This window comes from Streptomyces monticola, assembly GCF_042665355.1.
GTDB lineage: Bacteria > Actinomycetota > Actinomycetes > Streptomycetales > Streptomycetaceae > Streptomyces > Streptomyces monticola.
Genome location: NZ_JBHTCF010000002.1, coordinates 59,883 through 81,701, shown reverse-complemented (window position 1 = coordinate 81,701; position 21,819 = coordinate 59,883). Strand labels below are relative to the sequence as shown.

At 71.4% G+C, this 21,819-nt stretch carries 13 protein-coding genes and 3 pseudogenes; 6 read left to right on the top strand and 10 right to left on the bottom strand.

The features are described from left to right. Positions 1–181 precede the first annotated feature (181 nt). From ACFQVC_RS05860 to ACFQVC_RS05850, 3 genes and pseudogenes are all read right to left on the bottom strand, one after another. Positions 182–1,270: pseudogene (locus ACFQVC_RS05860) on the bottom strand (glycoside hydrolase family 43 protein); the annotation flags it as partial. A gap of 104 nt (positions 1,271–1,374) precedes the next feature. Further along, positions 1,375–2,799, bottom strand: coding sequence for an aldehyde dehydrogenase family protein (locus ACFQVC_RS05855; RefSeq protein ID WP_381827250.1), 1,425 nt, complete (start codon positions 2,797–2,799; stop codon positions 1,375–1,377). 252 nt (positions 2,800–3,051) lie between these two features. Then, positions 3,052–4,233, bottom strand: a complete 1,182-nt coding sequence (locus ACFQVC_RS05850; RefSeq protein WP_381828246.1) for an MFS transporter — start codon at positions 4,231–4,233, stop codon at positions 3,052–3,054. 156 nt (positions 4,234–4,389) lie between these two features. Between ACFQVC_RS05850 and ACFQVC_RS05845 the strand changes: the two genes are divergently transcribed. From ACFQVC_RS05845 to ACFQVC_RS05830, 4 genes are all read left to right on the top strand, one after another. Next, on the top strand, positions 4,390–4,977 hold the full coding sequence (locus tag ACFQVC_RS05845) for a CGNR zinc finger domain-containing protein (RefSeq protein ID WP_381827248.1): 588 nt from the start codon (positions 4,390–4,392) through the stop codon (positions 4,975–4,977). Between the two features lie 72 nt (positions 4,978–5,049). Further along, positions 5,050–5,613, top strand: a complete 564-nt coding sequence (locus ACFQVC_RS05840; protein ID WP_381827246.1) for a DUF421 domain-containing protein — start codon at positions 5,050–5,052, stop codon at positions 5,611–5,613. A 170-nt stretch (positions 5,614–5,783) separates the two neighbouring features. After that, the gene (locus ACFQVC_RS05835) at positions 5,784–6,047 is read left to right on the top strand and encodes a hypothetical protein (RefSeq protein ID WP_381827245.1); all 264 of its coding nucleotides are present in this window, start codon (positions 5,784–5,786) and stop codon (positions 6,045–6,047) included. A gap of 17 nt (positions 6,048–6,064) precedes the next feature. Further along, entirely contained in the window at positions 6,065–8,062 is a 1,998-nt protein-coding gene (locus ACFQVC_RS05830) for a hypothetical protein (RefSeq protein WP_381827243.1), read from the top strand. A gap of 35 nt (positions 8,063–8,097) precedes the next feature. Here the strand turns inward: ACFQVC_RS05830 and ACFQVC_RS05825 are convergent, their stop codons facing one another. From ACFQVC_RS05825 to ACFQVC_RS05810, 4 genes are all read right to left on the bottom strand, one after another. Next, a complete protein-coding gene (locus tag ACFQVC_RS05825) occupies positions 8,098–10,446 on the bottom strand; it encodes a glycoside hydrolase family 95 protein (protein WP_381828244.1) in 2,349 nt (782 codons plus the stop codon). A 602-nt stretch (positions 10,447–11,048) separates the two neighbouring features. Further along, the gene (locus ACFQVC_RS05820) at positions 11,049–11,549 is read right to left on the bottom strand and encodes a hypothetical protein (protein WP_381827241.1); all 501 of its coding nucleotides are present in this window, start codon (positions 11,547–11,549) and stop codon (positions 11,049–11,051) included. A 458-nt stretch (positions 11,550–12,007) separates the two neighbouring features. Further along, positions 12,008–12,406, bottom strand: coding sequence for an ACT domain-containing protein (locus tag ACFQVC_RS05815; protein WP_381828242.1), 399 nt, complete (start codon positions 12,404–12,406; stop codon positions 12,008–12,010). 148 nt (positions 12,407–12,554) lie between these two features. Further along, positions 12,555–13,154, bottom strand: a complete 600-nt coding sequence (locus tag ACFQVC_RS05810) for a CGNR zinc finger domain-containing protein (protein ID WP_381827239.1) — start codon at positions 13,152–13,154, stop codon at positions 12,555–12,557. 312 nt (positions 13,155–13,466) lie between these two features. On the opposite strand from ACFQVC_RS05810, the gene ACFQVC_RS05805 reads away from it, so the two are divergent. After that, a complete protein-coding gene (locus ACFQVC_RS05805) occupies positions 13,467–14,120 on the top strand; it encodes a leucine-rich repeat domain-containing protein (protein ID WP_381828239.1) in 654 nt (217 codons plus the stop codon). A gap of 47 nt (positions 14,121–14,167) precedes the next feature. Further along, positions 14,168–15,334, top strand: a complete 1,167-nt coding sequence (locus tag ACFQVC_RS05800; RefSeq protein ID WP_381827237.1) for an acyl-CoA dehydrogenase family protein — start codon at positions 14,168–14,170, stop codon at positions 15,332–15,334. A gap of 56 nt (positions 15,335–15,390) precedes the next feature. On the opposite strand, the pseudogene ACFQVC_RS05795 reads toward ACFQVC_RS05800, so the two are convergent. The 3 genes and pseudogenes from ACFQVC_RS05795 to ACFQVC_RS05785 form a co-directional block, all read right to left on the bottom strand. Continuing rightward, positions 15,391–17,231, bottom strand: a pseudogene (locus tag ACFQVC_RS05795) (alpha-amylase family glycosyl hydrolase); the annotation flags it as partial. A gap of 206 nt (positions 17,232–17,437) precedes the next feature. Beyond that, positions 17,438–20,146, bottom strand: a complete 2,709-nt coding sequence (pulA, locus tag ACFQVC_RS05790; RefSeq protein WP_381827235.1) for a pullulanase-type alpha-1,6-glucosidase — start codon at positions 20,144–20,146, stop codon at positions 17,438–17,440. Between the two features lie 102 nt (positions 20,147–20,248). Next, positions 20,249–21,646, bottom strand: a pseudogene (locus tag ACFQVC_RS05785) (alpha-amylase); the annotation flags it as partial. Positions 21,647–21,819: the final 173 nt, after the last annotated feature.

Sequence of the window (21,819 nt, the reverse complement as noted above, 5' to 3'; positions counted from 1 at the left end):
GCTTGCCGAGCAAAACTAAGGAGCGTCGAGGGGTACGTCAACGGTTCGGACAGCATCAATCGAAGCGCTTCACAGCAGCTGCCGGACAGCCCAGTTCAGAGGGCTGCCCGGCAGTCATGTGCCGCGCAGTTTCCGCGCAGCGTGGTGAATCGATTCATCAACTCCCGGGCGCCTGGCTCTTGGACGCCGGTGTCCCGTAGGTGCTGAGCAGTCGCGCGTACTCCGCTCCCGTCACCGGGAGCACCGTGCCGTGCCGGGGCCGTGCGGGCAGTTCGGCGCCGACGGAGGGCGTCCACGCGCCGGAGTCCAGGTCGGTGGTCTCGAAGGGGACGTAGCCCCGGCCGCCGAACTCGTCGATGAACAGATACCACTTGTCCTCGGTGTTGGACTTGAACACGGTCGGGCCCTCGCCCCGCTCGATGGCGCCCTTGCCGATGCAGTCGCCCACGAAGTCGTACGCGGGGGCGCGCAGCTCCGTGGACTTCTCGGCGGTGATGAACTTCGAGCAGGGTGTGCCGGAGTCCGGGCCCCGTTCGTCCTTGGTGAACCGGTAGTGGACGCCGCCCTCCTCGACGACCGTGGAGTCGATCACCGAGTAGCCGGGGTCGTGCCACACCTTGGCCTCGCTGAAGGTGCGGAAGTCCTTCGTCGTCGCGTACAGCATCTTGTTGTACGTGGTGCCGGTGTGCTCCGGGTCGTCGGCGGCGTAGAGCTTGGACGCCCAGAAGACGAGGTACTCCCCGCGCTTCTCGTCCCAGACGGCCTCGGGCGCCCAGGTGTTGCCCGCGGTGTCGGGGGCGACCTTCACCAGGCGCCGGTCGGTCCAGTGCACCAGGTCATCGGACTCCCACACCACGATCGACTTGCTGCCGGTGCGCTGCACCTGGTCCCAACTGCCGCCGCCACCCCCGTACATCCGCAGGTCGGTGGCGATCAGATAGAACTTGTCGCCTTCCGGCGCGCGGACCACCTGCGGGTCCCGTACCCCCTTGGTGCCGAGGTCGGAGGTCAGTACGGGGTTGCCGCCGTTCAGCTCCCGCCAGTGCAGCGGATCGTTGCCGCGGCTGAGCGCCATCCTGATCTGCTCGCCGTCGGCCGTGCCCTCTCCGGTGAAGTAGACGAAGAGATATCCGGCGTAGTCGGGTCCGGCCGCGTGGGCGCGGGGCGTGGGGGCGGCGGTGAGGCCCAGGAGGGCGATCAGGGTGGTGGACAGGGCGATGAGGAGCGTGCGTGTGCGTGGGGTGCTCGGTCTGCGTACGGCAGGGCGCATGGCATGTCCCGGGGGCTCGCGGCGGGTTGTTGTCGGACGGCAGTGATACGGCAGTGGTGTACGGCAGCGGCTCGGGGGCCGGGGGCAGTCGGCCGGGTGGCCGGTCAGTCGGCCAGCAGGTGGGCGGGGAGCAGTTCCGCCGGGAAGTCCTGGAGGACCAGGGGCACTTGGAAGCGGCGTACCGACTCGGTGCCGATCGAGGTGTGCTGGGCGCCGGTGGTGGCGGGCCAGGGTCCGCCGTGGTGCATGGTCCGGTTCACGGTCACTCCGGTCGGCCAGCCGTTCCACACCAGGCGGCCCGCCTTGCGGCTCAGGGTGGGCAGCAGGCCCGCCACCAGCGCGGCGTCGTCGGGCTCCGCGTGCAGGGTCGCGGTGAGCGAGCCCGGTACGTGGGCGGCCAGGGCGGGCAGTTCGTCCTCGGTGTCGTACTCCACGACCACGGACGCGGGTCCGAAGCACTCCTCGGCGAGGTCGAGGCCGTCCAGGAACTGCTTGGCGGTGGCCCGGAAAAGGTGCGGCCCGTCGGGGGTGGCGAGCAGCACTTCGGCCGTTCCGGCCAGGCGTCCGGTGCGCTCGCGGTAGGCGTCCAGGATGCGCTGGTTGAGCATGGGGGCCGCGGGGGCGCCCGCCAGCGCTTCGGCGAGGGCCTCGGCGAGGCCGTGGCCCGCGGGCACGAACAGCAGGCCCGGGTTGGTGCACAGCTGGCCCGCATAGCGGGTGGCGGCCGTGGCGTACCCGGACACAATGGTGTCGCGGCGCGCTGCCAGGGCGGCCCGGGTGATGAACACCGGGTTGACGCTGCCCAGTTCGCCGTAGAACGGGATCGGCTCCTCGCGTGCGCTCGCGGCATCGAACAGGGCGCGCCCGCCGGCCTGCGAGCCGGTGAAGGAGGCGGCCTTGACGTGCGGGTCGGCGATCAGGGCCCGGCCCGCCTCCATGCCGTGCACGACGGTGAAGCTGCCCTCGGGCGCGCCGTGTTCGCGCAGGGCCGCCTCCACGACGTCGGCGGTGCGCTGCGAGGCGCGGGGGTGGCCGGGGTGCGCCTTGACCACGACGGGGCAGCCGGCGGCCAGGGCGGCGGCGGTGTCCGAGCCTGCGACGGACAGGGCGAAGGGGAAGTTGCTCGCGGCGTAGACGGCGACGGGGCCGATGGGTACCAGGGTCCGGTGGAAGGCGGGCGCCTTGTCGGTGGCTTCTTCACGGCGTACGGCGAGGAAGTCCGGGCGTATGACCTCGTCGGCGAGCAGCCTCAATTGGCCGGTGGTGCGGGCGAGTTCGGCGCGCAGGGCGTCGGACCCGAGGGCCGTCTCCGCGTCGGTGAGCCGGATCAGCTCCTCGCTATCGGCGTCGAGGCCGTCGGCGACGGCCCGCAGAAGGGCGGCCCTGGTGGTGCGCGGCAGCGCGGCGAGGGCGGGGGCCGCGCGGTCGGCGGTGGCGCACAGGGCGGCCACCTGGTCGGGGGTGGTTTCGGTCACGGGCGGGTCGAGCCGTTCGCCGGTCCGGGCGTCGACACCGTACAACTCGGTCATGTTCATCCTTGCTGTGTGCGTGCTCGTTGCTGTGCGCGCGCTCATTGCTCTGCGCGTGCCCACCATTCCTCAACGTCCGATATTTCGAACGGCGTTCACTTTCTCGAACATCGTAGGCAAGGGCCGTCAGGAGGGTCAATGGATCGTCCCGGCCCCGGGCTCGCCGCTCAGGGCGCCCAGCCAGGGCGGGGCTCTCGGTACGTCAACACTTCGCGCAGGGGGGGAGATTGAGAGTGGTGGGGAGGGCGGGCGCTATGGCTTCCGGCGGAGAAGGGCGTAGGCCGCAAGCGCCAGTGCCTGCACCCCGGCCGCGGCCACCAGTGCTCCCGTCAGGGAACGGCTCGCCAGGGAGCCGGCGAGTGCGGCGCCCAGGGAGTAGCCGGTGATCTTCAGGCTGGCGCCGGTGGTGAAGACCTGGGCGCGCAGGCGTTCGGGCGCCTCGCGGTGGCGGATCGCGAACAGGGCCGCGAGCTGGGGCCCTTCACCGGCTCCCGCGACCAGGGCGGCGGCCACCACCAGCGCCGGGTGGCCGGTGGCGGCGAGCAGCAGGGCGACGGCGAGCAAGGTCGTGCCGCACCAGAGAACCGTGTCCGGGCCGGGCCTGGGCGGGCAGGGCGTGTGCGGGCAAGCCGGGTGCGGGAACCGGGCGAGCAGCGCGTTGGCGGTCAGCGCCGAGGCGGCGACACCGGACAGCAGCAGCGCACCGTGCCCGGCCGCGCCGAAGGTCCGCTCCCCCAGCAGCGGACTGCAGGCGACCAGCATCCCCGCGCCCGCACAGGAGATCACCGATACGACGGTCGCCCGGGCAAGGGGTCGTACGCGGATGATGGCGCGGAAGCCCGCGGTCAGGTCGGCGGCGAGCGAGGTGCCGCCCTGCCCGCGCGCTGCGGGGCGACGGGCGGGCAGCGTCCACGCCGCGGGCACGGCCAGGAAGATCAGCGCGGCGGACAGCACCACGGCGGCCGGTGCGCCGAGGGCGGCGGCCACGGCGCCCGCGAGTGCCGGGCCCACGAGGCCGGAGATGTTGTACGTCATCGCGTCCAGGCCGTTGGCGCGCGGCAGGGCCTCGGGCAGTACGACAGCGGGCAGTTGCGATGTCCAGCCGCCGGACAGCGCCGGGCCGAGCAGGCCCGCACCCACCGCGACCAGGACGAGGACCGCGAACGGGAGACGGCCGAGCGCGCCGAGGATCGCGGCGAGCGCCAGAGCGTACAGCGCGAGGGCGGCGGCGAGCAGGCGGCCGGGGCGTGCGCTGCGGTCGAGCAGCGCGCCGACGACCGGCCCGCCCACCGCCGCCGAGACGGTCAGCCCGGCCAGCAGTGCCGCCCCGGCCGTGACCGAGCCGGTGGCCGCGAGGCCCGCGAGCAGCAGGGCGGGCTCCGCCATCTCGTCCCCCGCGCGTGCCGTCGCCGCACCCGCGAGATAGGTCCGCAGACCGGACCGCTTCTCCCCGGGGGACGGTATGCCGCTCTTCCTGCCGCCCGTCCCGCCGCCGTCCGTCCTGCCCCGGGCCTCGTCTCGTGCCTTCGCCATGTCCGGCGACGGTAGACACGTAACTCAATCCTTCGCTACTTGCGTTACATTCCACGTATGCCCACGTCCATGCCCACGCCACCACCTTCCGCGGACGGACTGGGGGTCCCGGCCATGGCCCGGCGCACGGTCGCGCTCCTCAACGCCCTCGCGCAAGAGGCCGGTTCGGAACATCCGCCCTCGCCTTCGGCGGTCGCCGAGGTGCTGCGCGAGCACGGCGAACCGGGGCCCGTCGAGCTGAGCGCGCACGACGTCGAGGAGATGTCCGCCGCCGCAGTGTCCCTGCGCGAGGTCTTCACCGCCGATGACGTCGACCTCGCCGCGAGCCGCCTGAACCGGCTGCTCGCCCGCAGCACGGGCCGGCTGCGCCTCACCTCCCACGCCGGGACGACGCCCTGGCACCCCCACCTGGACAGCGCCGACGACGCACCGTGGGGCGAGTGGTTCCTCGCCTCCTCCTGTCTGGCCCTGGCCGTGCTGATCTGGGACGGCCGGCGCCCGCCCGGCGGACACTGCGCCTCTCCCGGCTGCCCCCATGTCTACCTCGCCCACGGCAGCGGCCCGACAACCCGCCGCTACTGCTCACGCCGCTGCGCCACTCGTGAGCGGGTGGCGGCCCACCGACGCGCCCGCGCCCGCCGTTGAGCCGCCGCGCCGCACCGTGCGCGCAGAATCTGTCGGTGAATCACGAAGTCGCAGCCGAGCGGTGGAGTCGCGATGTGGCATGACCTGATGGACGTGGGGATCTCGTACGGCGAGAAGGCGGTACGTACCGTGCTCGTCTACCTCGTCGTGCTCGTGCTGCTGCGGCTCGCGGGCAAACGGGACATGGCCCAGCTCAACACCTTCGACCTGGTGGTGATGCTGCTCCTGTCGAATGTCGTGCAGAACGCGATCATCGGCCCCGACAACTCCGTGACGGGTGCCGCCTTCGGCGCGGCCGTCCTGATCGCCGTGAACGCCGTTCTCGTACGGTGGATGACCGTCTCCGAACGCGTCGGCCGCCTCCTGGAAGGCACCCCGGTCACCCTCGCACGCGACGGCGCCTGGCTCCCCGCGGTGATCCGCAGGGCCGGCCTCCGGCGCGCGGACCTGGATGTCGCGGTGCGCCGCCAGGGCGGCGACGACGTGGCCGAAGCGGCGGAGGTGAGCCTGGAGCCGGGCGGCACGCTCCTCGTGACCCTGCGCGACGGCGACCAGGCCGCCGACAAGAACGACGTCGCCGCCCTGCGAGCGGAGATCGCGGCCCTGCGACGGGAGCTTGGCCGCGGCGCGTCATGAGCTGCGATCCGTTAGGGGCATGAGCTCCCATCGACCGGCGCCCACTCGCGCATCTCGCCAACCAGGCCTGCTTCAGGGCTTTCTGACGTACTGACAGATCCGCATACGCCCGCTATTGTCGCGCCAAAACCTCTCTTTGAGGTCTCATCAGCCCCGAAAGGGGGCGCGCGATGAATGAGCTGTTCCCCATCGCCTCCGGTCTCGTCCTCGGCGCGGTCCTCGCCCTCGTCCGGCCCGGACTCCGCCTCCTCGCCGGTCTCGCCGGGGCCGTGCTCTTCGGAGTCCTCGCCACCTTCGTCAGCGGTGAGTACCTGATCGGCTGGGAGTTCCTGCTGGTCGACGTGCCGCTGGTGGCCCTCTGCGCGGCGGCCGGGCTGCTCGCCGTACGGGCCGTGCTGCGCGGCACCGGTCAGCAGCGGCAGCCACGCGGCTGACCCGGGCGGTGGCAGTCATGATGACCCTGCCGAGCGTGTCGCTGGCCCGCGAGAGCTCTTCGCGGCAGGCCTTCCTCGTGGTGGGCGACACCAAGTTCCCGCTGACCGGCGACGACTTCACCTCGCTCATGCTGCAGAGCGACAAAGTGCGTGTCGTCGAGGACGGCACGCTCTCCCGCTACACCGAGCGGCCGTCGCGGGCGAGCCCGTCCGTGCGGGCCACCGATGTCTTCTTCGGCTGCCCCGACGACTTCGTATCGTTCACCGGGAAATGGCACTACAACTGCCAGGACCGCAGGAACCGCGTACTCCCCGACGTGCTCGTGGCGGGCTGGCTCTGGCAGCCGAGCGGCGAGACCCCGCCGCAGCCGTTCGTCAACGAGTACTGGCACGGTATCGAGGACATCCACTACGAAGTGCGCTACGACAGCGTCTTCCTGGAGCGGATGTACGGCCCCGGCGGCCTGTGCTCCTATCTGTCCGTCGTCTCCTATCCGGGGAACCCGGCCGACCAGCCACGCCTGTCGTTCGCCGCCGGTCCCCCGTTCGTCGCCGGGCGGCCCACCACGGTGACCCTGGACTCGTGGATCCTGCCGGGCAATCTGCAGGGTATCCACGGCGAGATGAACAGCTGGCACGTGCACAACACCGGAGGGCTCTTCACCCGGCACTTCGTGGGCCGCGGGCCCGCGCCCGACGGTTGGGTCAACCCCTTCTCCGGCGACACCGGCGCCTACTTCCCCTTCCACCCGTTCCACCCCGACGGCCGCGGGCCCCTGCGCACCGGGGACTACGTCCTGATGCGGGGCGCACTGTGGGAGGACCGCTGGCACGGCGACCCGGCGGCCGTGCTCGACCCCTGGGACACACCGCCCACCCGGCACCACGCCTGGCTCGAGATGCATCCCGTCGACTGGATCGTGAAGATCCGTGAGCCCGGCCCCAACCTGCGTACCACCACGGCCTGTTGCGCCCTGTGCACACCGTCCACCACCGGCGATCAGGCCGACTGGGGCATGTCCGTACGCCCGGACTTCGCGCCCTCCTCGTCCACCCGGCGGATCGAGGTGCGCGGCGTACGCCGCCTCGAGGACCGGCGCAACGGCATGATCAACCCGGCCGGTGTGCGCGCGGTGACCACCCAGGCGCACCCCGACCGGGTGGACGTGGCGGTCTCGGTGGCGCCCACGGGCAACGAACAGGGCCGCTACAAAGGCAGCTGGATCGTCGAGTGGCGCGAGCTCGACAGCCGCGATCGGATCTGGATCGACGACCGGCTGCCCGCCGGGGCGCAGCAGTACACCGACACCGACACCTGGCTGTGGACGGCCGAACCGGCGCCGTTCCACGGTGCGCTGCTGCACCGTTCGGTCCGCGCGGACGGCATGCACCAGCATTACTTCCTCGGCGCCACCGAGCGGCTGCGGGTCGCGGACGACGACGTCCTCTTCGCGTACGTACTCCTCGACCCGGACGCCCCGCCCGACGAGGTCATGCTGCAGTGGCGGACCACGGAGTGGCTGCACCGGGCGTACTGGGGCGCCGACCGGCTGCCGTGGGGCACGCCGGGCACGGCTGAGCGCCGCCACCTGGGCGCCCTGCCGCCCTCGGGCGAGTGGGTGCGCCTTGAAGTCCCCGCCCAGGCCGTCGGGTTGGGCGGTGCGGAGATCAACGGGATGGCCTTCACACTGTCGGGCGGTGCGGCGGTCTGGGACTACGCCGGGGCATGGAGCCCCGTGCCGAAGTCGGGCGTCCTGCGGACTTCGGTGAGGCCCGCGAGCGTGCGGGAGGGCGAGCGCTCGGTGACCGTCCTGGCCCACGACTCGGGCGACGGTTCACCGGTGGCGGGCCGGGTGCTGCTCGAAGGCACCGACGTGGCCGCCACCAACACCCGCTTCACCGGCGTCTACGACCCCGATGTCCACACGTTCACGATCGTCTGCCCGAACTACCCACAGGCCACGGCCGAACTCCGCGTATCCGCCCTCCCGAAGCCGCCGCCGGACCGCGCGTGACGAGCCCGCAACCCTCAGTCCTCAGTCCTCAGCCCTCAGCCGCCCCAGACGTACGTCCGGCCCGCCCGCGCCCTGAACTTCAGCTCACCGCCCTCCAACAGGCCGCTGCGCACCGTGAGTTCACGGGTGCGGGAGGCGGTGAGCGCGATCCGGGACGCCTTGCCGTCCGACCAGTCGATGTCGATCGTCGCGCCGCCGCGGGCGCGCAGTCCGCGCACCGAACCGGCCGGCCAGGAGGCGGGCAGGGCGGGCAGGATCTCGATGGCGTCGTACTGGCTCTGCAGCAGCATCTCCACGACGCCCGAGGTCGCGCCGAAGTTACCGTCGATCTGGAACGGCGGATGGGTGTCCCAGAGGTTCGGGAGCGTGGAGCTCTTCAGCTGCTCGGCGAGCATGGTGTGCGCGTGGTCGCCGTCGCGCAGGCGCGCCCAGAAATTGACCTTCCAGGCCTTGGACCAGCCGGTGCCGCCGTCGCCCCGCGCGGTCAGGGACACCTTGGCGGCCTCGGCCCACTTGCTGCCCGGCTCGATCTGCCGGCCGGGGTGCAGGGCGTAGAGGTGGGAGACGTGCCGGTGGTCGTCGTTCCGGTCGTCGAGGTCGGCCTTCCACTCCTGCAGCTGGCCCCAGGAGCCGATCCGCAGTCCGGGGTCCAACGTGCCGAGCGCCGCGGTGAGTTCGGCACGGAAGGCGGGGGCGTCGCCGAGGGTGGCGGCGGCCTCCAGGGTGTTGGTGAACAGCTCGTGCACGATCTGCTGGGACATGGCGGCACCGGCCGTGAAGTCGCCGTGCTCGGGCGAGTAGCTGGGTGAGACGACCAGGGTCCCGTCGCGTGGATCGGTGTGCAGGTTGTCGAGCCAGAACCGGGCGGCGCCCTTGAGTACGGGATAGGCGGTGGCCCGCAGATAGGCGGTCGAGCCGCCGAAGCGGTAGTGCTCGTAGAGCTGGGCGCTCAGCCAGGCCGCGGCCTCCGGGAACCAGAAGGCGGTCGCCCAGTCGTGCACGCCGGTGAAGCCGTACGGGTTGGTCTCGTTGTGCACCACCCAGCCGCCGGAGCCGAACATCTCCTTCGCGGTGTGCTCCCCCGGTGCGAGCAGCGCGGTCACGAAGCGGTCGTAGGGCTCTGTCGTCTCGGCGAGGTTCGCGGCCTCTGCGGGCCAGTAGTTCATCTGCAGGTTGATGTTGACGTGGTAGTCGGCCGCCCAGGGCGGGGTCGTGGAGTGGTTCCACACGCCCTGGAGGTTGGCGGGCAGGGACCCTGGGCGCGAGGACGCGATCAGCAGGTAGCGGCCGTACTGGAAGAACAGTGCCTCCAGTGCCCGGTCGGCCGCGGTGGTGCCGCCCGCGTACTGCTTGAGCAGCTGGTCGGTGGGCACGTCGGCCGGGGTGGTCTGGCGGAGGTCGAGGGAGACCCGCTCGAACAGGGCACGGTGGTCGCGCAGATGGCGCCCGCGCAAGGTCCCGTGACCGGCGGCGGCCGCGGCGTCGACGGTGTCCGTCACCCGCTGGTGCGGGTCGGCGCCGCGGTAGCCGGGGTGGGTGTCGGCGTAGTCGGTGCCGGCGGCGAGGACGAACCAGGCGCTGTCGGCGCCGCTGACGGTGAGCGTGCCGTCCTTGGTCGCGGTGACGGTGCCGCCCTCGGCCCGTACGCGTATCTGCGCCTCGAACCGCAGCCCGTTGTCCTCCAGGGTGCCGCGTACGGTGAGCCGGTCGCCGTCGGCCGTGGCGGTGAAGTCGCTGCGCGGTGAGGCGTAGCGCAGGGTGCAGGTCAGCGCGCCCTTGCGGTCGGCGGCGAGCCGTCCGACGAGCACCTTGTCGGGGCAGGAGGCGAAGAACTCCCTTGTGTGGCGCACTCCTTGATGGATGTACGTGACGCTCGCGAGGGCGCTGCGCAGGTCCAGGTCACGGCGATAGGAGGCATCGGGAGCCTCGGGCGCACCCTGCATGTCCACGTACAGGTCGCCGAAGGTCTGGTACGCGCCGTACCCGCGCTTCGCCTGGCCGAGGCGCCCCGCCACCGTCTCCGGGTCGAGCCGGCCCTGCTCGTCGAGCTGCTTCTGGACGTCGGCGAGCACGCCGGGCCTGGGCGCCGTCCAGTCGCCGTGGTCGTAGCCGCCTTCGGCACCGGGACCGCCGGTCCACAGGGTCTTCTCGTTGAACTGCAGGCGCTCGGCCGCGAGAGTGCCGTGGACCATGGCGCCGAGCGCGCCGTTGCCGATGGGCAGCGCCTCCCGCTCCCAGTCCACGGCGGGTGAGCGATACCAGAGCCGCAATTCATCGGAGGTATCTACGCCACGTGGGCCGGGAGCTGTGGCGGCCTCGGCCTGGTCACCGAGCCCGCCCGCCCCTACGGCAAGCGCTCCGACACCGCCGATGGCGGACTTCATGGTGGTTCTGCGCGAGATCCCATGAGACATGACCCTGGACGCTAGAGGTCCGATGACCTCCTCGACAAGGGGTATGCACGGAGTGGGGGCAGGGAGGCCGCCCCGGAGGCGCGGGGCGCGAGGCGCCCTGGGGCGCGCGATGGCCCTGGGGCGCGCGATGGCCCTGGGGCGCGCGGTGGCCCTGGGGCGCAGGGCTGCGCGGCGGGGTCGGCACGGGAAGCTGCGCGACAGAGTCCGCACGAAGACTGCGCGACAGGGTCCGCACCTGGCCTGCACGGCGGGATCGACGTGGGGGTGCGCTGCGGCGTCGGCTCTGCCGACTGCCCGGTCAGCTCGGCCAGGAAGCCGGCCGGCCCGGGGCTCGATGACCTTGCTCAAGGCGTGGGCCGCCCGAAGGTGCCGGTCCACCCGAAGGCGCAGGTCCGCCCAGCCGTCGGGCGGGGTCGCCCCGGTCGGATGCTCCGTGCGTTCGGCCCGGTCAGCAGCCCCGTGGGCGGGACCTGTTCGGTCGCCCGGCGGATTCGGGATCGGCGGACGCGGCGCCGACGCTCGGCCGAGCCCTCACCGGGCCGCCCACCGCGGCCGACCGCGCAGACGCAGGCTCAGCCCTGCTGGAACAGCTCCGCGGGAAGGGGCTTCAGGAGGGCGTACAGGTCGTCCGTGATGGGGCGGTCCCAGGCGGCGATGGTCACCAGGACGTTGTCGCTGCGGTCGAACTGGACGCAGGAGATCCGGCTCTCCGAAAGCTTCAGGCGGCGCACGATCAGCAGGTTGTCGCCCTGCATGACCGGGACGTCCTCGCTCTCGACGACCTCGATCTCCTCGTCGTTCTCCAGGGCGAGCAGCAGCTGCGCCACCTCGAACGGCACGTCCTTCTCGCCGATCTCCCGCGCCGGGGAGCCCTCCGGCAGATTGCCGATGACCATGGCGGGGCCACGACCCCCGAACAGGTCGTAGCGCAGGAAGACGCCCTGGCAGCTGCCGTCGGGCGCGGGCAGCAGGCCCGCGCCGAGGTTGCCGGGCCAGTCCCCCGGGTCCATGGCCAGGACGTCGAAGTCCGGACCAGCGGGGGTAGGTGCGCTGCGGCGGCGGAGGAAGGACATGCCGCCATGGTACGTGGCTTTCCGCGCCGCGAGCCCCCGGGCCCCGCGCTGCACCGTGCGAGGTCAGAGAGGCGGACGCCACCTGCCGGGCGGTCCTGCGCGACCCGGGGACCACTGCCGCGCGCCCCGGCGTGCGGGGACGTTCGGCACCGGGCACCATGCGCCGTCCGCTCTCGGCAGAAACGTCCCAACTCCACTTACGGGCGCGGCCACCCGGAGACCGGGACAGGACCGCGACAGGACCGCGACAGGGGCCTCACCGACAGCGGCGAACCGAGCCGCGCCGCACCATCCCACGCCCACTCCGCCGAGCCGCACCATCTCATCGACCGCAGCGCCCAGTTGCTGTCCGGCGAGGGCGCGGACATCCTCGTCGTCATCACGCCTGCCGTCGAACGCTTCGCCTGCTTAAGGCACTTGGAGCCCAATCTCCGCGCACCCCCTACCCCCCACGCGCGCTACGCGGACCGTCGCGCCAGTCGCTCCAGGACCGCGACGGCCTCCTCGGCCCGGTCGTACGCCACGAAGAGATGGTCGTGGTGGAAGCCCGCGACGACGTTGCAGGACATGCCCTCGGCCGCCAGTTCCGCGGCGACGGCGGCGGTGAGGCCGACCGCGTCGAGGGCCGAGTGGACCCGCAGCGTGATCAAGGCGGCGACGAAGTCGTACGCGAGCCCGGCGGCGTCGGCCTCCTCCTGGCGTACGACCAGCGTGCGACCCTCGGCCTCGGCGACCGTGACGACCGGGTCGACACCGGCCGGGACCGCGCCGGTGACAGTGGCGTACACATAACGGCCGGGGGCGAGCTGGGGGCGCAGACCGGTGAGAAGCCGGCCGAGATCCCGTTCGGGAGTCACGGCGGATCCGGTGGTCATGGCGGGTTCGGGGGTCACAGCGAGTTCCGTTTCCGAGGGCAGGGCGAATTCCGTTGCGGAGGACAGGACGGGTTCCGTTGCGGAGGACAGGACGGGTTCCGGGGGCGCGGGTCGAGGCTGACCGCCGCGGTCAGGAGCGGTGCCGCTCGTGGTGGCGGGCGACGCGGGCGCGGTTGCCGCAAGAGGGTTTGCACCACTCCTGGCGAGGGTGCTCCTTGAGGAAGTAGAGCACACACCGTGGCGCGTGACATGCGCGCAGCTTGGCCCGCCCGGGGCTCGCGAGGAAGGCCATGGCGGCGCGGGCCAGCGCGGAAACGAGCAGGTCAGCGGGGGGTGCCGGGGCGGCCGCGGTGTGGCGCACGACGGGGTCGCCGTCGGCGGGCCAGGTGAAGCGGGGCGTGACGGGGACGCGGGCGGCAGCCGCGTCGAGCCGGGCCAGGGCTTCGGGCAGGGGCAGCAGCCGGCGCGCGTCGGCAGGGCTCGGCTCCTGGGGGCGGACCGCGCGGGCGAACAGGGCGCGCACCGCCTGGCGCAGCTCGCGTACCGCGGTGAGCGCGGCGGCGTCCGCCGTGAAGCCGGCAGCCGGCACACCGGCGGCGGTGAGCGCGGCGGACTGCTCGCGCACCCAGCGCGTCAGGCCCTCCGGATCCGCCAGACCGTCCGCGATGCCGCCATGGCCGTCGTGGCGGATCGTGAGGGCGAGGGCGAGGGCCAGCTGGGCATCCGACATGAAGCTAATGATAACTTTCCCGCCAACCATTAGCCGCGGGAGGGAACGAATGGCGGGCCGACCGGACGAACCGCGTCAACTGCCGCGGGAACCCGAGGTGTTCCAGGGCGATCTCCCCGTATTCGATCCGTACGACGTACCCGATACGCCCGCCGGACCCTTCACCGACCGGCAGGGCGGCAAGGATCGGCGGCGGACCCTCCGAAGGCCGTCCCCGTGAACGCGGGCCCCCGGAAGGCCGATCCCCGGAAGAACACCGTCAGCCACTGGAAGGCGGGGCTCAGGGAAGTCCCGCCGGACGTATGGGAACACATGGACGCCGAGGAGCTGATCCTCGCCGACAACGCGCTCACCACACTGTCCCCGCGCATCGGCCGTCTGACCCGGCTTCGCACCCTAGACCTCGGCCACAACCGCCTCACCGCGCTGCCGGAGGAGATCGGAACCCTCACCGCCCTCTCGGGCTGCCTGTACGTCCACGGCAACCGCCTCACCCACCTCCCCGACTCGCTTGGCGACTTGGAGCGGCTGACCTATCTGAACGTCGGCGAGAACCCGCTCGGCGCCCTGCCGCCCCGGATCGGCGCCCTGCGTTCCCTGGTCGAGCTGCGGGCCCAGGACTGCGGCCTCACCGCCCTGCCCGACACCCTCGGCGGCCTGGTCGAGCTGCGCGAGCTGTGGCTGCGCGGCAATCTGCTCGCGGACCTGCCCGCCGGCGTACGGCAGCTGCGGCAGCTGCGCGAGGTCGAGCTCCGCGAGAACCGCTTCACCGCCGTACCGGAGGCGCTGCGCGGCCTGCCGCTGCTTCGCCGCCTCGACCTGCGCGGCAACGGGCTGCGCGAACTGCCGCCGTGGCTGGCCGAGTTGCCTTCCCTGGAGAAGCTGGATCTGCGCTGGAATCCGGTCGGCCCCGAGACGGATGCGGTACGGGAGTTGACGGAACGGGGGTGTGTGGTCCTGCGTTGACTCCGTCCGCCCCGGGCCTGGCGGGCGCAGACGTGAGGAGGCGCAAGGTGAGCACCCTGGACATCCTGTCGGAGGCCGAGCGGGACATCGTCGGTGTCGTACGCGACTTCGTCGACAAGGAGGTCAGACCTGTCGTACGGGAACTGGAGCACGGCGACATCTACCCCGAGGCCCTCATCGCGCAGATGAAACGGCTCGGCGTGTTCGGCCTCGCCGTCCCGGCCGAGTACGGCGGCACCCCGGTCTCCGCACCGTGCTTCGTCCTGGTCACCGAGGAACTGGCGCGGGGCTGGATGAGTCTGGCCGGGGCGATGGGCGGGCACACCGTGGTGGCCGAACTGCTGCTGCGGCACGGCACCGAGGAGCAGAAGCGCCGCTTCCTTCCGCCGATGGCGAGCGGCGAGATCCGGGCGACGATGGCCCTGACGGAACCCGGCGGCGGCTCGGATCTGCAGGCGATGCGCACGGTCGCGCGCAGGGACGGCGAGGGCTACCGGGTCGACGGCACGAAGACCTGGATCACCAACTCCCGCCGCTCCGGCCTGATCGCGCTCCTGTGCAAGACGGACCCGGCCGCGAGCCCGCCGCATAAGGGCATGTCGCTGCTCCTGGTCGAGCACGGGCCCGGTCTGACCGTCTCCCGTGACCTGCCCAAGCTGGGCTACAAGGGCGTCGAGAGCTGTGAGCTGTCCTTCGACTGCTACCGCGCGGGACCCGACGCCGTGCTCGGCGGGGTCGAGGGCCGGGGCTTCGCGCAGATGATGCGGGGCCTGGAGACCGGCAGGCTGCAGGTGGCCGCCCGCGCCCTGGGCGTCGGCCGCGCCGCCCTGGAGGACTCGCTCGCCTACGCACAGCAGCGTGAGGCGTTCGGCCGGCCGATCTGGCAGCACCAGTCGATCGGCAACTACCTGGCGGACATGGCCACTTCACTGTCGGCGGCACGTCAGCTCACCCTGCACGCGGCCCGTGAGGCCGACGCGGGCCGCCGGGTGGACATGGAGGCGGGCATGGCCAAGCTGTTCGCCTCCGAGACCGCGCTGCAGATCGCGGTGAACGCCGTCCGCATCCACGGCGGCCACGGCTACTCCACCGAGTTCGACGTCGAGCGCTACTTCCGCGACGCACCACTGATGATCGTCGGCGAGGGCACCAACGAGATCCAGCGCGATGTCATCACCCGCCGCCTCATCGAACGCGGCGGCCTCGACACCTGAGGTCCGCGTCGGCCCCGACCCCGACGAACGCGCGGCCGGGGCCGCCGGTGACGGCGCTACTTCAAGTACGGCCCGGCCTCACCCACCTGGCCCGGTGCGGGATTGCCCGGCAGGTCGAGGACGTAGGCGCGCAGATTGCCCTTGCCCGGAGCGGCGACGGACAGCGTTCCGTCGCTCACCGTCTTCTTGTCGCCCGTGACGGCGTCGGTGTAGGTGCCGTTCGGGATGCCGGTGAAGGAGGCCTGTCCGGTCACGGTGACCAGGACGAAGCTGTCGGTGTCGCCGGAGGTGTAGCGCCGCTTGTAGGCCATGGAGCCCTCGACGCCCTGGGTGGAGTACTGACCCGACTGCAGCGCCGGTACCGCGCGGCGGATCTGGTAGAGCCGCTGCACATGCTTCACCAGGGGCTGTTCGAGGGTCTCGGCGACCTTGCCGGTGGCGCTGTCCACCGTGCCGAATTCGGACACCGTCACCACGCCCGCGAGATGGTCGCCGTAGTAGGCGCGGCCCGTGCCGGCGAGCGGGCACTTGGGTCCGCAGTCCATCTGTTTGCCCTTCTGGAACTCGATCTCCGAGCCGTAGTAGAGCGTGGGGATGCCGCGGAAGGTCCACATCAGGGACATGTTCTCGGCCCAGGCGCCGGTGCCTCCGGCATAGCGGGTCGAGGACTTGTTGGGGCCGTAGTCGTGGCTGTCGACGTACACCGCGTTGTACGTGGCGTCGTTGACGGAGTCGTCGGAGTCCTTGCCGTTGGAGAAGGCGTTCTGAGCGTCACCGAAGTTCATGTGCGTCCGCATGTCGATGATGTTCATGCCGGAGAACTTCGTGCAGTCCGGGGCGTGGTACTCATTGCCGTCGAGGAACGCGTTGGTGCTGGTGGGCTGGTTGGCCGGGCCCTGCGCCTGCTCGTACTCGTACATCTCCAGGTACGCCTTGGCATCGTCGGCGCTGTACTCCTTGCGCTCCTTCCATGTGTAGAACCGCGCGGAGTGGTTCACCGAACGGCGGTTCCCCTTGTCGTTGACGAAGGCCGCGACCTCACCGAAGACATAGAAGTCGTCCGCCTTGTCCGCCCCGTACTTCGCGACCAGCTTGTCGTGCAGCGCGGGCAGGAAACGGCGGTTCCAGGTGGTACGCGGAATGTGCACGGCGGTGTCGATGCGGAAGCCGTCCACCCCCAGGTCGATGTACTTGTTGTACGCGTCGATCAGATACTTCTGCGCACCGGCGCCTTCGGTGTTGAAGTCCGCCAGGTCGTCGTGCAGCCAGCAGCTGCGCGAGTCCTCACCCTCCGAGGAGCCGCCGGGCAATACCTGCAAGAACTGGGGGGGGCGCCCGCAGGCACGGCCCCGGACGGCAAAAAGCTCTACCAGTGCCAGTGGTGGCCCTTGGCGTCCTCCTCCAGCGGGTTGTACTCCTTGCCGGCCACCTTGTCGTCGTAGTAGTCGCCCCGATCCGCGTCCTGGACGCCGAACGCGGTCGGCGTGAACAGGTCCTTGGCGCCCCACCGGGAGCTGTGGTTGTAGACCACGTCCTGGTAGATCTTGATGCCCTTGGCGTGGGCCCGGTCGATGAGCTGCTGGTAGGAGACGCCCTCGGACTCCAGGCGCGGGTCGATCGCGTAGAAGTCCCGGCCGTGGTAGCCGTGGTAGTCGTAGTCCGAGCGGTTCAGCACCACCGGCGTGATCCAGATCGCCGGGAAGCCGAGGCCCTTGATGTGGTCGAGCTTCTCGGCCAGGCCCTTGAAGTCGCCCTGGAACATGGGGTCTTCATTGGCCGCGTTGCCGGAGGAGGTGTGCTGGTTGCCGCCTCTGTTGTTGGCCGCGTCACCGTCGCTGAAGCGCGCGGTCATCGCGAAGTAGACGGAATCCTTGCGGGGGTCGCCGCCCAGCATCGTCGCGGGCTCGGCGGCGGCCACCGCTGTCGTCGCGCGCCGCGCGCCGTCCGCGCCGTTGCCGACCGAGGGCAGCAGCACGAGGTGCAGCGCGGCGAGAGCGGCCGCGAGCAGCGCATGGCGCCATCGGGGAATGCGTGAAGCGCGCATGGAACCTCCTGTACGTAGGGGGGTACGTGGAGGGCTGACGCGCCATCGGCCCAGGTCTGTCACTTCCGCTGGAAGACCGCGACCGTCCGCGCCGGGACGGTGAAAGTGCCTGAACTCCCTTCGTACGACGATGACTTCACGACCGGGTCGGAGCCCCTCGCCTGCACCGGGTGCAGGGTGTACGCGGTGTTCTCGAGTGCGTCGACGCGCTGGGACTGCCGCTGCGGGCTCGCGTTGAAGACGACGACCAGGTCCCCGGCGCGCATGGTGATCACGCCGGGGGTCTCGGCGGCCGTGCCGGAGAGGGGGAAGGACAGTTCGGACTGCACCCGGTCGGACGTGGCCAGGGAGAAGGCGGGCTCGGAGGTGCGCAGGCGCAGCAGGTCGCGGTAGGCGGCGTCGGTGCCGTTGATCTCCGCGCAGCCGGGCGTCAGGGTGGCGGCGGAGGCCAGCAGGGGCTTGGCGTGGGGCCACTTGTCCTTGTTGTCGGCGGCCGGAGGCAGTCCGCGCCCGAAGCCGTTCCCGTCGCGGCAGTCGTAGTGCAGGGCGTTGAACCAGTCGCCGCTGTCGTAGGAGTTGCGGTCGAGGGACTTGGAGCGCAGCAGCTCGGATCCGGCCTGGGACAGGGCGGGGCCCTGCGACAGGGCCGCGGTGGCCATGGCGAGTACCTGCATCCGGGCCCGGTCCGCGGCAGCCGTGTCCTTGGGGAGTTTGAAGGCGAGCGCGTCGAAGAGGGTCTCGTTGTCGTGGGCGTCGGCGTAGTTGAGGGCGTCGCCCGGCTGTGCGGCGTACCCGGCAGGGGCGCCGTTGTAGTCGACCTCGGAGCCCTTCACGGTACGTCCGTCGCTTGCGGTGAAGGTGTAGCCGGCGAGGCTCCCGGTGAGCCCGACCTTGATGAGGTCCTGGTAGTGCAGCAGGCGGGCCTTCTGCTCGGCCGGAGTGCCGTTCGCCTTCGAGGAGTTGGGGTCGGTGTACAGGCCGCTGGCGAAGCCCTGGACACCGGGGTCCTCGTCGAAGGGACCGCCGCCGCGTACGGCGTCGCGGGCCCGGTCGGAGAAGGTGGCGATGCCGGTGCCCGCCATGTTCTTCTGCGTGGCCTGCTCGAAGCGGGCGTCACCCGCGACCTCGCCGAAGTCCCAGCCCTCGCCGTAGAGCAGGATGTTCTTGCCGTCGACGCCGTCCTTGCCGACGGTCAGCGCGTCCAGGGCCTTGCGTACGGCCAGGATGTTGGCCTTGGGATGGTGGCCCATGAGGTCGAAGCGGAAGCCGTCGACCTTGTACTGCTTGGCCCAGGTGACGATGGAGTCCACCACGAGCTTGCCCATCATGGCGTTCTCGGGCGCCGTGTTGGCGCAGCAGGTGGAGGTGGTGACCGCGCCGTCGGCGTCAAGGCGCTGGTAGTAGCCGGGCACGATCTTGTCGAGGACCGACTTGCCGGCCTGGCCGCTCGCCACGGTGTGGTTGTAGACGACGTCCATGACGGTGCGCAGTCCGGCGCGGTTCAGGCCCTGCACCATCTTCCGGAACTCGACCGTACGGCCGGGGCCTTCGGGGTCGCTCGCGTAGGAGCCCTCGGGCACGGTGTAGTGCACCGGGTCGTAGCCCCAGTTGTAGGCGTCGTCGGCGGCGCTCTTGGTGACGCACTTCTGCTGCTCGTCGGAGTCGGGGGCGAGAGCCGCCAAGTCGCAGTCGGGGCGCGTCTGTTCGGCGGGGCGCTCCGGGACGGTGCCGAAGTCGAAGGCCGGCAGGAGATGGACGTACGACGTGCCGGCGCGGGAGAGCCTGCGCAGCTGCCGCATGCCGTCGGAGCCGCTGTCCGTGAAGGCGAGATACCTGCCCGGGTGCCGGGACGTACGGTCCTCGACGGAGAAGTCACGGATGTGCAGCTCCTGGATCTGCGCGTCCCGGGCCGGTACGGGCGCCGGCTTGCGCAGGGACGACCAGCCTTCGGGGGCGAGCCGGGGGTCGTCGAGGTCGACGAGGAGGCTGCGGCGCGAGTCGGCGGTGAGGGCCGTCGAGTAGGGGTCGGTGACCTTGTTGGTGACGACCTTCCGCACGCTCGGGGCCCAGACCCGCACGACGTAGCGGTAGGCCTTGCCCGTCCAGCTCTTCGGCCCGTAAAGGGACCACACTCCGGAGGCCGCGGCGCGGCGAAGCGGCACGGTGCGGCCCTCGATCTCGACGTCGACCTGCTGTGCCGTGGGCGCCCACAGGGCGAGCGAGGGGCGGCCGTGGGTGAAGTGCGGGCCGAGCGCGGCCTTGGTGGCGGCGGCGCTGTACAGGTCGTCGAGCGCGCCCTGGGTCTGTACGCCGGTGGCGGCGTCGAGCGTGCCGTCGGCGCCGCGCCGGGTGGCGACGATCTGCCCGGTCAGGGCCGCCCGCACCTGGTCACGGTCGCGCGGGTCGACACTGTACGCCGCGTACTCCTTCAGATGCGGGTACTTCGCGCGCTGGCTCTCGGTGAGCCCGCCCTCGACCGGGGCGAGGCGGATCCGCCGGCCCTCGCCGGACAGCGCGCCGTCCTCGACGCCGAGGCCGCCGCCGCGTGCGTACACGAGGTCGTGGGTGGCGGCGGGGCTCGCGCTCGGCCAGACGACGGTGTCGCGGTCGATCCACTGGGCCCTGGACTTGGACAGATCGAGCGGGGCGGGCGCCTCGGTGGCCGCCGCCGTGCGGGGCTCGGCCGCGGCCGAGTACGTCAGGGGCGCCGCCGCGGCGAGCACGGCGAGTGCCAGGGCCAGGGCGGTACGGCGCGGGGAGCCGGTCAACGTGTTTCTCCTTGTGGGCGGTGCGCTTGGAGGGCCGCCCGGCAGCGGGGACTGGACAGGAGCCGGGCGGCCGGTATGGGGGATGCTCTGGAGCGCCGGTCAGCAGGTTCTGGCCCCGGTGTGCAGCGCGAGAGCCGTGTTCGGCGCGACGGCGGCGGTCAGCCGCCCGGAGCCGCCGACCGTGACGTTGTGACCGCTCTGCACATCGCAGTAGGTGCCCGCGGCCAGGGAGGTCTGGAAGGTGCGGCTGACGGTCGTGCCCTCGTGGTTGACCACCACGTATCCCTTGCTGCCGCGGCCGAACGCGATGGCGTCGTTGCCGTTGTCCCACCAGTTGGTGACGCCCTGTCCCCTGGTGTTGTTGCGGAACGCGACCATGCGGCGGATCTCGGGCCAGGCGTGCTGGCACTTCCAGCCGTCGCTGTAGCAGGCGTTCACCTGGCCGCCGGCCGGAGGGCCCGCGTCACGGTCGCTGAACTCGTAGCCGGAGTGCACATCCGGGGCGCCGTACGGCCAGGCCAGCATGAACACATGGGCCAGGGTGTGGTCGGCGCCGTCCTTGTAGGTGAGCGTGTCACCGCCGCGCTCGGTGTCGTGGTTGGCGACGAAGACCGCGGACTTCCCGGACTCCATATAGCCCCAGCCCTCGCCGTAGTTCTTCAGGTACGCGAGCTTCTCCGCGGTGAAGACCCGCTTGAGGTCACGTGCGTAGCGGAACTCCTGGACGTCACCCGAGCCGAGGTACTCGGTGGGCGACACGGCCTCGCCGGCGCCGTAGATGGCCTCGTGCTTCCAGTACACGTAGGGGTTGCTCAGCCGGGACTTGATGTTCGCGAGGTCCGCGGCGGCCATGTGCTTGGCCGCGTCCACCCGGAATCCGTCGACGCCGAGCGAGAGCAGGTCGTTGAGGTACGCGGCGATCCGGCCGCGGACGTAGTCCTCGCCGGTGTCCAGGTCGGCGAGGCCGACGAGTTCGCACTCCTGGACGTTGAAGCGGTCCTGGTAGTTGCTGATCTGCGCGGTGCAGTTGTCGAAGTCCCAGACCGCGTAGGTGCCCGGGTAGTCGTACTTCGTGTACGAGGAGCCGCCGGTGCCGGTGCCGTTCCCGGCCGACATGTGGTTGATCACCGCGTCGGCGACGACCTTGACGCCCGCCGCGTGGCAGGTGTTCACCATGGACGCGAAGGCGGCACGGTCACCGAGCCGGCCGGCGATCTTGTAGCTGACGGGCTGGTACGAGGTCCACCACTGGGGGCCCTGGATGTGCTCCTGGGGCGGTGACACCTGGACGTAGCCGTAGCCGTCGGGGCCGAGCCGCTCGGTGCACGCCTTGGCCACCGAACTGAACTTCCACTCGAAGAGGACGGCGGTGACGTCCTTGCCGCCGGGCGGCGCGGCCTGCGCCTGCGGGGCCGTACCGGCGAGGGTGCCGCCGACCGCCGCGATCAGGGCGGCGGTAGCGGCGATGGGTCTGTGGCTTCGCTTCGTTCCACGGGCCATGGGATCTCCAGAGGATGCGGGGGTGTGGAGCAGCCTCAGTCGGCAACGCGCCGTGCCCGTAAGGCCGTTGAATGTTCTTGCTGCAAGAAACAGCGTGTGATTGCGGTGGTGACCGTACGACCCCCACCAGGAGCGGTCAACCCTCTGGACACAACGGCGTGATGGCACGGACA

Excerpts from the sequence above, each read along its gene's own strand:
- ACFQVC_RS05855 (WP_381827250.1), bottom strand. The coding sequence starts at position 2,799 with ATGACCGAGTTGTACGGTGTCGACGCCCGGACCGGCGAACGGCTCGAC.
- ACFQVC_RS05845 (WP_381827248.1), top strand. The coding sequence starts at position 4,390 with ATGCCCACGTCCATGCCCACGCCACCACCTTCCGCGGACGGACTGGGG.
- ACFQVC_RS05840 (WP_381827246.1), top strand. The coding sequence starts at position 5,050 with ATGTGGCATGACCTGATGGACGTGGGGATCTCGTACGGCGAGAAGGCG.
- ACFQVC_RS05835 (WP_381827245.1), top strand. The coding sequence starts at position 5,784 with ATGAATGAGCTGTTCCCCATCGCCTCCGGTCTCGTCCTCGGCGCGGTC.
- ACFQVC_RS05830 (WP_381827243.1), top strand. The coding sequence starts at position 6,065 with ATGATGACCCTGCCGAGCGTGTCGCTGGCCCGCGAGAGCTCTTCGCGG.
- ACFQVC_RS05825 (WP_381828244.1), bottom strand. The coding sequence starts at position 10,446 with ATGAAGTCCGCCATCGGCGGTGTCGGAGCGCTTGCCGTAGGGGCGGGC.
- ACFQVC_RS05820 (WP_381827241.1), bottom strand. The coding sequence starts at position 11,549 with ATGTCCTTCCTCCGCCGCCGCAGCGCACCTACCCCCGCTGGTCCGGAC.
- ACFQVC_RS05810 (WP_381827239.1), bottom strand. The coding sequence starts at position 13,154 with ATGTCGGATGCCCAGCTGGCCCTCGCCCTCGCCCTCACGATCCGCCAC.
- ACFQVC_RS05805 (WP_381828239.1), top strand. The coding sequence starts at position 13,467 with ATGGACGCCGAGGAGCTGATCCTCGCCGACAACGCGCTCACCACACTG.